Source organism: Isoptericola hypogeus (assembly GCF_039531145.1).
Classification (GTDB): Bacteria; Actinomycetota; Actinomycetes; order Actinomycetales; family Cellulomonadaceae; genus Isoptericola; species Isoptericola hypogeus.
Genome location: NZ_BAAAPM010000003.1, coordinates 1,483,137 through 1,497,509, shown reverse-complemented (window position 1 = coordinate 1,497,509; position 14,373 = coordinate 1,483,137). Strand labels below are relative to the sequence as shown.

General features: G+C 73.1%; 11 protein-coding genes, 1 pseudogene and 1 riboswitch. Of the genes and pseudogenes, 5 read left to right on the top strand and 7 right to left on the bottom strand.

Annotation, left to right across the window (positions count from 1 at the left end):
- From ABD254_RS09000 to ABD254_RS08980, 5 genes and pseudogenes are all read right to left on the bottom strand, one after another.
- Positions 1-1,346, bottom strand: a pseudogene (locus tag ABD254_RS09000) (5-methyltetrahydropteroyltriglutamate--homocysteine S-methyltransferase); the annotation flags it as partial.
- 103 nt (positions 1,347-1,449) lie between these two features.
- Positions 1,450-2,472, bottom strand: coding sequence for a methylenetetrahydrofolate reductase (locus ABD254_RS08995; protein ID WP_344247722.1), 1,023 nt, complete (start codon positions 2,470-2,472; stop codon positions 1,450-1,452).
- 5 nt (positions 2,473-2,477) lie between these two features.
- A riboswitch (SAM riboswitch) is annotated at positions 2,478-2,584 on the bottom strand.
- A 69-nt stretch (positions 2,585-2,653) separates the two neighbouring features.
- On the bottom strand, positions 2,654-3,553 hold the full coding sequence (locus tag ABD254_RS08990; protein WP_344247720.1) for an NADP-dependent oxidoreductase: 900 nt from the start codon (positions 3,551-3,553) through the stop codon (positions 2,654-2,656).
- A 52-nt stretch (positions 3,554-3,605) separates the two neighbouring features.
- Positions 3,606-3,845 carry a YbdD/YjiX family protein gene (locus ABD254_RS08985; protein WP_344247718.1) on the bottom strand — a complete coding sequence of 80 codons (240 nt, stop codon included), beginning with the start codon at positions 3,843-3,845 and terminating at the stop codon, positions 3,606-3,608.
- On the bottom strand, positions 3,829-6,099 hold the full coding sequence (locus ABD254_RS08980; protein WP_344247716.1) for a carbon starvation CstA family protein: 2,271 nt from the start codon (positions 6,097-6,099) through the stop codon (positions 3,829-3,831). Before ABD254_RS08980 ends, ABD254_RS08985 begins: the two co-directional genes overlap by 17 nt.
- A gap of 189 nt (positions 6,100-6,288) precedes the next feature.
- Between ABD254_RS08980 and ABD254_RS08975 the strand changes: the two genes are divergently transcribed.
- The 5 genes from ABD254_RS08975 (at position 6,289) to ABD254_RS08955 (ending at position 12,372) form a co-directional block, all read left to right on the top strand.
- The gene (locus ABD254_RS08975; RefSeq protein ID WP_344247714.1) at positions 6,289-7,539 is read left to right on the top strand and encodes an NYN domain-containing protein; all 1,251 of its coding nucleotides are present in this window, start codon (positions 6,289-6,291) and stop codon (positions 7,537-7,539) included.
- A gap of 47 nt (positions 7,540-7,586) precedes the next feature.
- Positions 7,587-8,234 carry a lysophospholipid acyltransferase family protein gene (locus tag ABD254_RS08970; protein ID WP_344247712.1) on the top strand — a complete coding sequence of 216 codons (648 nt, stop codon included), beginning with the start codon at positions 7,587-7,589 and terminating at the stop codon, positions 8,232-8,234.
- On the top strand, positions 8,231-8,926 hold the full coding sequence (locus ABD254_RS08965; RefSeq protein ID WP_344247710.1) for a ubiquinone/menaquinone biosynthesis methyltransferase: 696 nt from the start codon (positions 8,231-8,233) through the stop codon (positions 8,924-8,926). The genes ABD254_RS08970 and ABD254_RS08965 overlap by 4 nt, the downstream gene beginning before the upstream one ends.
- Positions 8,927-9,172: 246 nt before the next feature.
- Positions 9,173-10,867, top strand: a complete 1,695-nt coding sequence (locus tag ABD254_RS08960; RefSeq protein ID WP_344247708.1) for an ATP-binding protein — start codon at positions 9,173-9,175, stop codon at positions 10,865-10,867.
- A gap of 62 nt (positions 10,868-10,929) precedes the next feature.
- A complete protein-coding gene (locus ABD254_RS08955) occupies positions 10,930-12,372 on the top strand; it encodes a sensor histidine kinase (RefSeq protein WP_344247706.1) in 1,443 nt (480 codons plus the stop codon).
- Positions 12,373-12,385: 13 nt separating this feature from the next.
- Here the strand turns inward: ABD254_RS08955 and ABD254_RS08950 are convergent, their stop codons facing one another.
- Both ABD254_RS08950 and ABD254_RS08945 read right to left on the bottom strand, forming a co-directional pair.
- Positions 12,386-13,699: an MFS transporter gene (locus ABD254_RS08950; RefSeq protein WP_344247704.1), complete on the bottom strand. Its 1,314-nt coding sequence runs from the start codon at positions 13,697-13,699 to the stop codon at positions 12,386-12,388.
- Positions 13,696-14,286, bottom strand: a complete 591-nt coding sequence (locus tag ABD254_RS08945; RefSeq protein WP_344247702.1) for an ArsR/SmtB family transcription factor — start codon at positions 14,284-14,286, stop codon at positions 13,696-13,698. The genes ABD254_RS08950 and ABD254_RS08945 overlap by 4 nt, the downstream gene beginning before the upstream one ends.
- Positions 14,287-14,373 lie beyond the last annotated feature (87 nt).

Here is a 14,373-nt window from a genome sequence, read left to right as displayed (position 1 = left end):
GCGCGGGAGGCCACGGCGGCCGACGACGCCGCGAGCGCGTCGGCGACGGCGTCCCGCCCGGCGGCGAGCCCGCGCGCGAGGGTCCCGACCTCCCCGACCTTCTGGTCCGCGAACGCGAGCCAGTCGCGCAGGCGCGGGTCGAGGGCGAGGCGGCCGGCGCTGTCGTCCGCACCGTCGCCGTCCGCGAACGTCTCGTCGGAGACGTCGTGCGGCACGTGCAGCAGCGACGTCGACGTGCCGACGGCGAGCGCCCCGGCGCCGAGCGCGCTCAGTGCCTCGAGGACGTCGAGCTTCGCGGCCAGGTCGGCCCGCCAGACGTTGTGCCCGTCGACGACGCCGGCGACGAGCGTCTTCGTCGCCAGCCCCGGGACCGTCCCGTCCGGACCCGCACCTGCGGGCACCGCGCCCCTGACCAGGTCGATCGCGATCGCGTCGACGTCCGTGCCGGCCAGCAGGGCGAGGCCGTCGCCGGCCGCGGACTGCAGCCCGCCGTACGGCGCGGCGACGAGGATCCGCGGCCGCGCGGCGTCGTCCGAGGTGGCGTCGTCCGCGGCACCGTCGTCCGCGCCGTCGTCGTCCGTCGCGACGGCAAGGTCGGTCGCCAGCGCGCGGTACGCGCGCTCCACCGCGTCGGCCAGGCGCTCGGGCGCGACGTCGTGCGAGTCGGTCACGAGGATCGGCTCGTCGAGCTGCACCCACGGCGCGCCGACGACGGCCAGCGCGCGCAGCAGCTCGGCGTACGCGGCGACGACGTCGTCCAGCCGGTCGAGCGGGTGGAAGCCGTCGCCGGCGTCGTCGGCCGCCTTGGACAGCGCGAGGAACGTCACCGGGCCCACGAGCACCGGGCGGGTGGTGACGCCGGCCTCCTTGGCCTCGGCGTACTCGCGCACGACGCGGTGGTCGGCGAACGAGATCGGCGTGGTCTCGCTGATCTCGGGCACGAGGTAGTGGTAGTTCGTGTCGAACCACTTGGTCATCTCGAGCGGGGCGTCCTCGCCGCGCCCGCGGGCCACGGTGAAGTAGCCGTCCAGCTCGAGCGAGCCGTCCTCGTCGTCGAGCAGGTCGCGAAACCGCGCGGGCACGGCGCCGAGCAGCGCGACGACGTCGAGCACCTGGTCGTAGTAGGAGAACGCGCCGGGCACGGACCCGTCCTCGGGGTCGAGGCCGAGCGCGGCGAGGCGTCGCACGGTGTCGCGGCGCAGCGTGCCGGCGGCGATCTCGAGGTCGACGGCGTCGGTGCGCCCGGCCCAGAAGGACTCGACGGCGCGCTTCAGCTCGCGGCGGCGCCCGATGCGCGGGTAGCCGAGGACGGTGCCGCCGGCGAAGGCGGTGGGGATGGTGGACATGAGCACTCCTGGTGTCGGGCTCTGGCGTCTGTCGTCGCCGAGCACGGGGTTGCGATCGCTATGGACCGTGAAAGCGATCGGAACCCCGTGTTCGGCCGGGAGGTCAGACGGCCGGAGCCTGGGTCGGGATGCTCGGTACCCACGGCCTTCTGGCCAGGTCCGCGTCGTCGGAAGAGCTGCCGGACGACGCCGGTCCGCCGAGGTGGACACCCTCGAGCAGGTCCAGAGCGGGACGGTACTTGTTGAACGTGTACACGTGGATGCCGGGGGCGCCGGCGTCGAGCACGCGCTGGGCGAGCTCCACGCCGCGCGCGGTCCCGTAGGCGTGCTGGGCCTCCGGGTCCGGCAGTGCGTCCAGTGCCTCCAGCAGCTGCTGGGGGGCGCGGACGCCGGTGAGCTCCTCGACGCGACGGAGCCGGCGCGGCTCGGTCGTGGGCAGCAGCCCCGCGAGGATTGGGATCGTCACCCCGGCCGCACGGGCCTCGGCGACGAAGTCGGTGTACGAGTCGGCCTCGTAGAACAGCTGGGTGATGGCGAAGCCCGCGCCCGCCTGCTGCTTCTCCAGCAGGCGCTGGACCTCCTGGGCCCTGGTGGTGCCGGCCTGGACGTTGCCGTCGACGAACGTCGCGACGGCGATGGTCATCGGCCGGGCGGCGCCGCGCAGGGCGGCGCCGGGGTCGCTGGCGCACCGCCGGGCCTCGACCTCGCGCAGCAGGTGCACCAGCTCGATGCTCGAGCCCACGCCGTCGTCCGGCGGGCGCCAGTCGGGCTGGTCCTTGGGCGGGTCGCCGCGCAGCGCGAGGAACGCGCGCACGCCCGCGGTCAGGAAGTCGTCGATCACCGCGGACACGTCCTCGCGGGACGCGCCCACGCAGGTCAGGTGCGCCACCGGCAGGACGGGGGTGCCCTCGAGCAGGGTCGACACGACCTGGCGCGCCGTCGCCCGGTCGCCGCCGCCCGCGCCGTACGTCACCGACACGAAGTCGGGGTGCGTCGCGACCAGCCGACGCGCCGTCTCCCAGAACTTCGGGGCGGCGTCCGGCCGGCGCGGTGGCATCAGCTCGAACGAGACCGTCGGGCGTGCCGGCAGCGCCGGGGTGTGCGGAACGTATGCCTCTGCGACCATGCGTCACTCCATCGAGCCTGGCGTGAGCACCTTCGTCCTCGGGAGGCTTCCGTCGGAGAACGGGTTGCTGCGGCGTCGACGAGCCAGGACTCTCGGCCGCTCTGGATGGCTTGGACCTCGATCGTAGGCACCATCCGCGATGCGGGCGAGGCGGCGACCGTCAGATGAGACGACCCGCTGGTCAGGGCGCCAGCACGACCTTGCCGCCGGCGTGGCGGCTCTCGACGAGCGCGTGGGCGCGCGGCGCCTCGGCCAGGGGCAGCACCGCGCCGACGGTGGACACCAGGTCGCCGCGGGCGAGGGCGGCGACGGCGTGGGCGAGGTCGCCGGCGTCGCGCTCGGAGCGGGAGCTGAACTCGACGCCCAGGTCGGACGCGGCGGGGTCGGCGATGGTGACGATCCGGCCGGTGCCGCCGCGCAGGGCGATCGAGTCGGGCAGCGCGCCGGCGCCGGCGGCGTCCACGACCGCGTCGACGCCGTCGGGGGCGAGCGCCCGCACTCGCTCGACCAGCCCGGCGCCGTAGGTGGTGGGCGTCGCTCCGAGCGCGGCGACCCGGTCCTGGTGAGCCGCCGACGCCGTGCCGATCACCCGCGCGCCGCGCGCGACGGCGAGCTGGACCGTCAGCGCGCCCACGGATCCGGACGCGCCGTGCACCAGCAGCGTCTCGCCCTCCCGCAGGCCGACCGCGCGCAGCACCCGGTGGGCGGTCTCCACCGCGACGGGCAGCGTGACCGCCGACGTCGCGGGCACGCCGTCGGGCACGGGCGCGAACGTCGAGGTGAGCGCCAGCTCCGCGTAGCCGCCGGTGTCGGCGAAGCCCACGACCCGGTCGCCCGGCGCCACGCCCGTGACGCCGTCGCCCTGCGCGTCGACGATGCCCGCCACCTCGAGCCCAGGGACGACCGGCGCTGCCGGTTCGCGGGAGCCGGTCGCCCCGGCGCGGTACTTCACGTCCCACCCGTTGACCGCGGCCGCCTCGACGCGGACCCGCACCTGCCCCGGCCCGGGCTCGGGCGCGGGCACGTCCACCGGGTGCAGCACCTCGGGGCCGCCGAACGCGTCGAACACGATCGCCTTCATGAGTCCTCCTCCGACTGCTGTCCGTTGCCCGTCGCCCGTCGCCCGTCGCCCGTCAGCAGCAGCGTGAGCCCGGGTTGCGGTCCTGCTCGGCGTAGTGCTCGCGCCAGAACTGCCGCTCCCCGAGCGGCTCGCGCCCGGGGTGCGCCGACCGCTCGTGCGCCAGGTAGGTGCGGTAGGCGTCGTCGCCCATGACCTGCCGCACGTACCAGCGCGCGGACGCCGCCGCCCGGGCGATGCCCCGGGCGGCGGCGCGCAGCGCGCTCGTGGGTCGGGCGTCAGTGGTGCCCGGCACCGGTCTTCTCCGTCAGCCCCGCGTCCGCCCACTGCCTCTCGATCCGCTTCTCCGCGGCCGTCGCGAAGAGGTTCGCCGGGGCGAACCGCCGCGAGGCGACGGGCGGGTCCTCGTGGTTCTCGCCGCCGCCCTGCTGGAACGCGCGGACCGTCACGACGACCGACGCGATGATCACGACGATCGCCAGCACCACGAACACGATCGACAGGGTGCCCTGCACGAACGTGTTGCGGACCACGGCCTCCATCGCCTCGACCGAGGTGGCCGTGCCGAACGACGTCTCCCCGGCGTCCAGGGCGGTCTGGAACGCGTTGTGCTGCGCCCAGTACCCGACGGCCGGCACGGGGGAGAAGATCTTCTCGAACGACGCCGTGATGGTGATGACGGCGGTGAAGGCGAGCGGCAGCGCGACGATCCACAGCCACGCCCAGTAGCCGCGCCCGCGCTTGGCGACGATCGCCAGCACGACGGCGAGCGCGATCGCGGCCAACAGCTGGTTCGCGATGCCGAACAGCGGGAAGAACGTGTTGATGCCGCCCAGCGGGTCGGTGACGCCGAGGTAGAGGATGCTGCCCCACCCGGCGACCATGATCGCGGTGCAGATCCAGACGCCCGGCCGCCAGCTGACGTCCTTGAACTTCGGCGCCACGTTGCCGATCGTGTCCTGCAGCATGAACCGGGCCACGCGGGTGCCGGCGTCGACGGCCGTGAGGATGAACAGCGCCTCGAACATGATCGCGAAGTGGTACCAGAAGCCCATCATCGCGGTGCCGCCGAAGAGCTGGTGCATGATCGTCGCCAGGCCCAGCGCGAGGGTCGGCGCCCCGCCGGTACGGGAGACGATCGACGGCTCGCCCACCTGGTTCGCGAGCGTGGTGAGCATGTCGGGCGTGAGGTTGACGCCCGTGAGCCCGAGGGAGTTGACGAACGCGACCGCGCCCTCGACGGTGCCCATCGTGGCGGCGGCCGAGGAGTTCATCGCGAAGTACACCCCGCGGTCGATCGAGATCGCGGCGACCAGCGCCATGATCGCGACGAAGGACTCCATGAGCATGCCGCCGTAGCCGATGAACCGGGTCTGGCGCTCCTTCTCGACGAGCTTCGGCGTCGTGCCGGAGGCGATCAGTGCGTGGAATCCGGACAGGGCGCCGCACGCGATCGTCACGAAGAGGAACGGGAACAGCGACCCGGACACGACCGGCCCGGTCTCGCCGCCCGCGAACTCGCTGACCGCCGGGAACGAGATCTCCGGCCGCACGATCACGACCGCGCCCGCGAGCACCACGATCACGCCCACCTTCATGAAGGTGGACAGGTAGTCGCGCGGGGCGAGCAGCAGCCACACCGGCAGCACGGCGGCGACGAAGCCGTAGACGATGATGCCGACGGCGATCGTCGTGCGGTCGAGGTGGAAGAGCTCAGCGCCCCACGTGGTCTCGGCCACCCAGCCGCCGCCGACGATCGCGGCCAGCAGCAGCACGAAGCCGATGAGCGACACCTCGGTGATGCGGCCCGGCCGCAGGAAGCGCAGGTAGACGCCCATGAACAGCGCGATCGGGATGGTCATCGAGACGCTGAACACGCCCCACGGGCTCTCGCCGAGGGCGTTGACGACCACGAGCGCGAGGATCGCGACGATGATGATCATGATGAGCAGCGAGGCCGCCATCGCGGCCACGCCACCGACGCGGCCCAGCTCGTCGCGCGCCATCTGGCCGATCGTGCGGCCGCCGCGGCGCATGGAGAAGAACAGCACCAGGTAGTCCTGGACGGCGCCCGCGAGCACCACGCCCACGATGATCCAGATCGTCCCGGGCAGGTAGCCCATCTGCGCGGCCAGGACCGGGCCCACCAGCGGGCCGGCGCCCGCGATGGCGGCGAAGTGGTGGCCGAACAGCACCCGGCGGTCGGTGGGGACGTAGTCCTTGCCGTCCTCGCGGACCTCGGCGGGAGTGGCGCGCCGGTCGTCCGGCCGGGCGATGTACCGCTCGATGACCTTCGAGTAGAAGCGGTACCCGATGAGGTAGGTGCACACGGCGGCGAAGACGAACCAGATCGCGTTCACGGTCTCGCCGCGCACGAGCGCGAGCATCACCCACGCGACGCCGCCGAGCAGCGAGATCGCCACCCACAGGGCGATCTTCTGCCACGTCCACCGGCGGGCCAGGTCCTCGGCGGGGACGGCGGTCGGGGGGAGCGAGGGGTCGGGGACGATCTCGTCCGTCGCCGCGGTGGCTCCGGAGTGTGCAGACAAGGTGAGCCTCCAAGGGCGTCGCGTCGTTGCGGGGCGCGACAAGGATAGGGGGTGAAGAACCCGTGGCTGGCGCTGTGTCGTCGGCCGCGCCGGGGACCGGGGCCGGGAGCGCGGCGGGGAGCGTGGCCGGGAGCCGGCCGACGGGGAGCGGTCAGGCTGACCGTGTCCTGCGGGCATAGTCTGGCGGCCATGGACACCGAAGAGCGCCTCGCCGTCTTTCTCGACTACGAGAACCTTGCGCTGGGCGCCCGGGAGCACCTGGGCGGGATGCAGTTCGACTTCAAGCCGATCGCGGACGCGCTCGCGGTGCGCGGGCGCGTCGTCGTGCGGCGCGCCTACGCGGACTGGTCGTACTTCGACGAGGACCGCCGCGCCCTGACCCGCCACCAGGTCGAGCTCATCGAGATGCCGCAGCGCATGGGCGCGTCCCGCAAGAACGCCGCCGACATCAAGATGGTCGTCGACGCGATCGAGATGGCGTTCGAGCGCGAGTACATCACCACGTTCGTCATGTGCACGGGCGACTCCGACTTCTCCCCGCTCGTGCACAAGCTGCGCGAGCTCGACAAGCGCGTCATCGGCGTCGGCGTCGAGAACTCCACCTCCCGCCTGCTGCCGCCCGCGTGCGACGAGTTCCTCTTCTACGACCGGCTCGAGGGCGTCGATGTCCCCGACGAGTCCGAGGCCCCGGCACCCAAGCGGTCCGGGCGCGGCGGGGCCAAGGCGCCCGCCCGGTCCACGGGCCGCGGCCGCGGCAAGGCCGCGGCGCCGGCCGAGACCCCGGCGGAGGCATCGGCCGAGCCGCCGGCCCCGGCCGAGGAGGCGGCGCCCGCGGCGTCCGGCACGACGGCGACCAAGGGCCGCCGCCGCAAGGCGGCCGAGCCGGCGCCCGCGACCACCAAGGTCCCGGAGCCCGAGGTCGAGCCCGAGATCGACGTCGACCACGACGACGCGGCATCAGCCGGCGAGGAGCCGACGATGGAGGTGAAGGTCGCGCAGACGCTCGCCGACCTGGAGTCCTCCGCCAGCGGCGCCGTCACCGCGTCGATGCTCAAGCGCACGCTGGTGCGCAAGGACCCGACGTTCAGCGAGTCCGACTACGGCTTCCGCACGTTCGGCGAGTTCCTGCGGTTCCTCGCCGACCGCGACTTCGTCGTGCTGTCCGACGGGCGGGCCGCGGGGGACCCGGAGGTCGCGCTGCCCGCCCAGCCCGACACCGCGCACGCCTTCGACCTGCTGCGCGCCGTCGTCGCCGCCGACGGCGGGACGTCGCCGCTGTCCGGGCTGAAGAACGAGCTGCGCAAGCGGCGGCCCGACTTCTCGGAGAAGGCGCTCGGCTACCGCGGGTTCCTGCAGTTCGCGAAGGCCGCCGCTGCGGCCGACGCCGTGGGCATGGCCTGGGACGACACCGCCGAGGACTACCTCGTCACCGTCGGGTGAGCCGCGGCCTCGGCCGGGCTGCCGCCGGCAGGGGGCACAATGGTGCGGTGACCTACCGGCTCCTGCGACTCGTCCTGTCGCTCCTGGTGTACGTGCTGCTGCGTCCCCAGGTGACCGGGCTGCACAACGTCCCCCGGCGCGGCCCCGTGATCCTCGCGAGCAACCACCTGTCGTTCATCGACTCGATCATCATCCCGCTGGTCGTGCCCCGGCACGTCACCTTCCTCGCGAAGTCGGAGTACTGGACGGGCCGCGGGATCAAGGGCCGTGTCTACCGGTGGTTCTTCACCACGATGGGGAACATCCCGGTGGACCGCGAGGACCCGCGGGCCGGGCAGCGGTCCCTCGACGACGCCCTGCAGGTGCTGCAGCGCGGCGGCGCGTTCGGCATCTACCCGGAGGGCACGCGGTCGCGCGACGGCAAGCTGCACCCCGGGCGCACGGGCGTCGCGTGGCTGGCGCTCGCCGGGTCGGCTCCCGTCGTGCCGGTGGCCGTCAGAGGCACCGACAAGGTGCAGCCGGTGGGCAGCCGGGTGCCGCGCCTGGCGCGCGGCATCCAGGTGCACTTCGGTGCGCCGATCGACCCGTCGCGCCAGCTCACGGCGGGCGCGCGCCCCGCGCAGGTGCGGCGCGAGCTCACCGACCACGTCATGGACTCGATCCACAAGATGAGCGGTCAGGAGCTCGCCGCGTGACGGACGGCTCGTCGAAGGGCGAGGAGATCCAGCGCCTGTTCGACACGGTCCCGGAGTACTACGACCGGATGAACCGCATCATGACGCTGGGCCGGCACGCGGCCTGGTGCCGCGACGTGGCCCGGCGGGCGCAGGTGCCGGCGGGCGGGTCGCTCCTCGACATCGCGACCGGTACCGGCGTCATCGCCCTCGAGGCGGCCCGGCGGTACCCGGGCGCCACGATCCACGGGGTCGACTTCTCCGAGGGGATGCTCGCCGGCGCGCGGACCAAGCCCGGGGCCGAGGCCGTCACCTGGCAGTTCGCCGACGCGAACGACCTGCCGTTCGCCGACGGGACGTTCGACGCCGTGACGCACGGTTACCTGCTGCGCAACGTGGAGGACGCCGAGCGCGTGCTCGCCGAGCAGTTCCGGGTGCTCGCGCCGGGCGGGCGGCTCGTCATCCTGGAGACGTGCCCGCCGCGCGGCCTGCTGCGGCGGCCGGTGGCGCTCGGGGTGAAGGTCGTGGTGCCCCTGCTGGGTCAGGTCGTCGCGCACGACCGCAGGTCGTACACGTACCTCGAGGAATCGACGCTCGGCTTCATGTCACCCGAGCAGGTCGCCGAGATCCTCGGCCGGCTCGGCTTCGTCGACGTCGCCTGGGACCGGCGGTTCCTCGGCACGCACATGATCGTCACGGCCACCAAGCCGTAGCGACCCTCCTAGGGAGACACCCCGCAGCAGTTCGGGCACGCGCCGGGAAGCTCGAGACGCACTCCGGACATCACGTAGGTCCGGCGCCTCACCGACCGCGGCAGCGCGTGGCCGAGCGCTTGATTGTTCCCCTCGCGATCTTTGCCTCCCCGCTACACTTAACGAGCCCTGTTAGTTGTATCTGAGGTGGCGAGCTGCACATGAGCACACTTTGGTGACAGCCCGGTCAATCGCGCCGTACGGGCGTTGCTCGCGGAGCTCGACGCCGGCAGGTCGGTCGACGGCAGCGTGGAGCAACAGGTCGTCGATCTCAAGGAAGAGCACGGCCGACGGGACAAGAGCGGAAGGGTCGGACCGAGCCAGGCTCACAACGAAGGGGCCGCCAAGGAACTCGCCGCGGCCGCGGCGTGCATGGCCAACACGCCTGGCGGCGGCGCACTCATCGTCGGCGTCTCCGATAGCGGAGAGGTCATCGGAACTTCGCTGGACAGTGAATGGCTACGTCACCGTATGTGGGAACTGAGCGGCCGATCCCTGACAGTCGACATTGCCGAACAGGAGTGCCGCGGTCACCGACTGCTGATCCTCGTCGCTCCGCAGGCCGTGGAGCCGATTCGGGTCGGCGGGAAAGTCAGATGGCGTGTCGGTGCGAACTGCGTCGAGGTCGACCCGCACACGTGGCACGCCAAGCGCATGGCGGTGCTGAACTACGACTGGTCGGCGGAAGCGTCGATGGTTCCGGTCGAGCGGGCACGCCCTGCGGCGCTAAGAAAGGCACGCGACCTCCTGTTCGCCGCCGGAGAACCACATGCTGCTGAGCTAGCCGGACAGTCGGACACGAACCTCCTGCGGCGGCTCAACGTGGTCACGGCAGACGGACTTCTCACCAATGCCGGCGTCATCGGGTTCGTCGGACGTGGCGAGCCGTGCATCGACTACGTTCGACGCCTGCACGTCGGGGGCGACAGCCTGGTACGGGTTAGACGGCACGAGAGTTCGCTCCTTGAGGAGCTCGGAGAGGTGTTCTCCGCTCTCGAGGCGAGCACGCCTACCGTCCACGTGCAGCGCGGACTCGTCATCGGCCAACAACGCGAGATCCCGCTCCGAGCAGCGCGAGAGGCCGTCGTCAACGGTGTCGCGCACAGAGAATGGGGGATCCAAGAATCGACCCTCGTCGAGCAGATCGGTAGTTCGCTCCGGGTGACAAGCCCTGGAGGGTTCGTCGGCGGAGTGACACCCGCGAACATCATCACGCATCCGTCCCGTTCGCGGAACCGGGCGTTGGCCGAGCTTCTGGCTGCCCTGCGTGTCGCGGAGCGTGAGGGCATCGGCGTCGACCGCATGGTCGGCGACATGGTCCGCAGGGGCCAACAGCCGCCGCAGATCGAGGAGATCTCGGGTCCTTCGGTACGGGTGACCCTCGTGGGCGACGACATCGATCAGCCTTGGATCGGCTGGCTCGGACGTATCCAGCCGTCTCAGGAGACCGAGGACCTGAATACCTTGCTGATCTTGCGGCATATCGTCGACCAGCGCTGGATCGACGCCTTCACAGCGGCCGGTCTCATTCAAGATACGGTCGCCGTCGCCACAGGTGCGTTGGCAAGAGTGGGGCGCACGATGCTCGACGGAAGACCAGTGATCGTGAGGCTCGACGGCGTACCCGACACGGCCGAGCCGGTGTGGACGCTGTCATCGGCTTCGCGCTCGCGCCTTCATGCGCTCGACAGCGAGATCTCGAGGTCCCGTCTTTCACCTTCACGTGAATCGACCGCCCGGGCCTATGTCCTTGCCCGAGGTCGCTCGACGGAACTGGCAGGACTCGTAGGTGCCGACCGTACCAACGTCGGTACTGTTCTCAAGGGGTTGGAGGACGAGGGGGTCGTACGTCCATCATGGCCGTCGCGGCGCGGCAAGGGCTTCCACTACGTGCGCGTGTAGTTTCGCGCCGTTCACCCGCCCGGGGGAGGCGCGCCGACCGGCCGCTTGGAAGACTGGCCGGCATGGTCGGGCAGACGAGGGTCGCGGGCGGGACGCGGCACGGGCTGCGGCGCGCCGTCGCCCCCCTGGTCAGCGCGGCGACGGTGCGCGCAGGGGTGTACCTCGTCATCGGCGGCCTGGTCGCGGGGGCCTACTTCACGCTCGCGGCAGGCTTCGTGCAGATGTTCACGACGCCGGGGACCCCGCGGGCGGTGGTCGTGGTGCTGGCGGTCGTGACCGCGGCGATCGTCGGCACGCCGCCGTTCCTCGCGCCGGTGCGCGCGCTCGAGGTCGCAGCGGTCCGCACGTTCCTCGACGTCGACGCCCGCGACCTGCCCGACCCGGCCGGCGCGCCGACGGTCGCGACCCGCTGGCGAGGTGCCGCGTGGTTCGCCCTGCACCTGGCCCTCGGCGCCGCCGTCACCCTGGGCCTGCTCGTGGCGGTCCCGCTCGCGACGCAGCTCGTGCTGTCGGCCGTCGGGGTCGACCGTTCCTTCCTCGTGCAGGTCGTGCCCGCGATCACCCGGCACCCGGCCGTGTGGCTCGCGCTCGCCGTCGTCCTGCTCGTGGCCCTGCCCTACCTGACGACGGCAGCGCGCCGCCTGCTGCGCCAGGCGGCCGTGCCGCTGCTCGGTCCCGACCAGAGCGCGCGCATCGCCGAGCTCGAGGCCCAGGCCCGACGCGCGGACGAGCGGGGGCGGCTCGCGCGCGAGCTGCACGACTCCGTGGGGCACGCGCTGACCATCACGACGCTGCAGGCGGCGGCCGCGGCGCGCCTGCTCGACGCCGACCCGTCCGCCGCGCGGCGGTCGCTCGCCGCGATCGAGGAGACCGGTCGGGGGGCGATGGCGGACCTCGACCACGTGCTCGGGGCGCTGCGCGGCGCCGACACGCAGGGCTCGGAGGAGCGTGGCCGGGAGGCGCGAGGCCCGGAGGTGCGAGGCCCGGAGGCGCAGCGGGCTCCGGCGCGCACGCTGGCCGATCTGCCTGCCCTCGCCGACGATGCCCGCCGTGCGGGCGCCGACGTGCGGCTCGCGGTGGACGGTCCGGCCGGCACGGACGACGTGCCGCGCGCCGTGGCGCACGAGGCGTACCGCGTGGTGCAGGAGGCGGTGACGAACGCGGTCCGGCACGCGCCGGGCCGGCCGGTGAGCGTGCGGGTCGCGCTCGACCCTTCGACCCTTCGACCCTTCGACCCTTCGACCCTTCGACAGGCTCAGGACGGCGCAGGCTCAGGACGGCGCAGGCCCAGGACGGCGCAGGCTCAGGACGGCGCAGGCTCGGGACGACCCGGGCGCGTGCTGCAGGTCGAGGTGCGGAACCCGCTCGCGCCGGACGTCGCCCGGCGCGACGGCGGTGGACGCGGCCTGCCGGGCATGGCCGAGCGCGTACGCCTCCTGGGCGGCGAGCTCAGCGCGGGGCCCGGCGACGGAACATGGGTGGTGCGGGCACGGTTCCCGGCGTGACGGTCCCTCGTGGTCAGGCGGCGCGGGGGCCGGGCAGGTCCCGCAGCCCGCGCAGCGGGCTGCGGAGGACGCTGAGGCAGGCGACGCAGTGCACGGCGGCCATGATCAGGACGGTCTCGCGCACCCCGAGGTTGCCGCCCAGCACACCCGCCACCAGGCCGGCCAGCGGCATGGCGCCGAAGTTGACGAACTGTCCGGTCGTCGTGACCCGCCCCATGAGCGGCTGCGGGACGTAGCGCTGCTTCCAGGCCGCGCGGAGCACGTTCCCCGCCACGACGGCGAGACCGACGAGGAACTGGCCGGCGACCGTCCACGCGACCCCCGGGCCCGCGGAACCCAGGCCGACCAGGAGGGCCGGCGGCCCGCCGGCGACCATGAGGACGACCGTCGCCCGGGCGCTGCCGAGGCGTCTGCCGAGGCGGACCGCCACGGTGGCCCCGAGCAGCCCGCCGCAGCTGCCGATCATCGCGACCGCGCCGAGGGCGGACGGGCTGAGCCCGACGTCGCGGACGAGGAAGACGACGACCAGGGCGCCGTACCCCGTGAGACCGAAGTTGGAGATCCCGCCCACGACGACGAACCACCGCAGGTAGCGGTCGGAGGCCACGAAGGTCACGCCCTCGCGGATCTGGACCCTCAGCGGGCTGGTCGTCCTGCGTGGGCGCTCGGCGCCCTGCTCGGGGCGGATGCGCCAGAGGCACAGGGCGGAGACCAGGAAGCTCGCGGCGTCGAGCACCAGGCCCCCTGCGGCGCCGATGGCCTGCGCCATCACCCCGCCCACCCCCGGTCCCGCGACCTGCATGGCCGACTCGGTGCCCATCAGCCGCGCGTTCGCGCCCTCGAGCTGCGCTGCGGGGACCACCTGGGGGAGGAAGACGACGTACGCGGTGCGGAAGAACACGGTGGTGGCGCCGGCGACGAGGGCGACGCCGACGAGGTGCGGCAGCGTCAGCACGTCGAGGGCCGCGGCGACGGGCACGCTGGCGATCGCGACCGCGGCGACCAGGTCGGCCACGATCATCACGGCGCGCGCCGGGAGACGGTCGACCCACGCGCCGGCGGGCAGACCGACGACCAGCCAGGGGAGCCACGCCGCGGCGGTGAGCAGGCCGACGGCGAACGCGCTCGCGTCGAGCTCGAGCACCGCGACGAGCGGGATGAGGATCGAGGTCGTCGCGTTCCCCAGGACGCTGACGCCCTCGCCGAGCCAGAGCCGGTTGAAGTTCGTGCTGCGCGACAGGGGTGTGGTCCCGGCGCTGGTGCCGGGGTCAGCCTCGCCCCCGGTGGTCTGGTTCGTGCCGGTGCCGGTGCCAGTGCCCGTGGTCATGGCTGGGCCGGGAAGCCGCGGGCGAAGACCAGCACGGACTCGCGCTCGACGTCGTCGTCGGGTCGGTCCCGCCGGGACCATCGCGCGAGGAGCTCGAGGACCTCGGCCCCGAGCTCGTCGAGCTCGGCGGGGGACAGGTGCAGCCAGCTCTGGGTGGCGAACGCGGTCGCGTCCCACTCGGGCGCGGACTCGGCGTTCGCCAGCCAGGCGCGGGTGCGCTCGAACTGGCGCTGGGCTCCCAGGGCCTCGGCGGCCTGCGCGGCCGCGACCGCGGCGGTGTCGTCGGCGAACTCCTGGCGCGACCAGCGCAACCCGGGCGCGACGAGGCGCCACCAGCGTTCGCGGCGGTCCTTCGCGAGCTCGGGCGCCTCGGCCACCAGCCCGGCGTCGCGCAGCACCTTGAGGTGGTGGCTGGCGCTGCCGACGGCCTGGCCGGTGCGCCGTGCGAGCCCCGAGGCGGTCGAGGGCCCGTCCACCTTGAGCGCGTCCATGATGCGCGCCCGGAACGGGTTGGCCAGCGCGGCGAGCGCCTTGGCCTCGGTGACGGTGCGCACGGGCGCCGCCGGTTCGTCGGGTCGCTGGGTCATGAGCACGAGGGTAGACCCACAAGACATGTTGTACAAGAGTTCTTGTGGAATGGTTCCGGCGGGCCGGACGCCGTGCCGTCCCACGCC

Bases quoted from the DNA above. Each gene is read 5' to 3' on its own strand.
- ABD254_RS08990 (WP_344247720.1), bottom strand. From the start codon at position 3,553: ATGAAGGCGATCGTGTTCGACGCGTTCGGCGGCCCCGAGGTGCTGCAC.
- ABD254_RS08955 (WP_344247706.1), top strand. From the start codon at position 10,930: ATGGTCGGGCAGACGAGGGTCGCGGGCGGGACGCGGCACGGGCTGCGG.
- ABD254_RS08945 (WP_344247702.1), bottom strand. From the start codon at position 14,286: ATGACCCAGCGACCCGACGAACCGGCGGCGCCCGTGCGCACCGTCACC.
- ABD254_RS08995 (WP_344247722.1), bottom strand. From the start codon at position 2,472: ATGGTCGCAGAGGCATACGTTCCGCACACCCCGGCGCTGCCGGCACGC.
- ABD254_RS08950 (WP_344247704.1), bottom strand. From the start codon at position 13,699: ATGACCACGGGCACTGGCACCGGCACCGGCACGAACCAGACCACCGGG.
- ABD254_RS08975 (WP_344247714.1), top strand. From the start codon at position 6,289: ATGGACACCGAAGAGCGCCTCGCCGTCTTTCTCGACTACGAGAACCTT.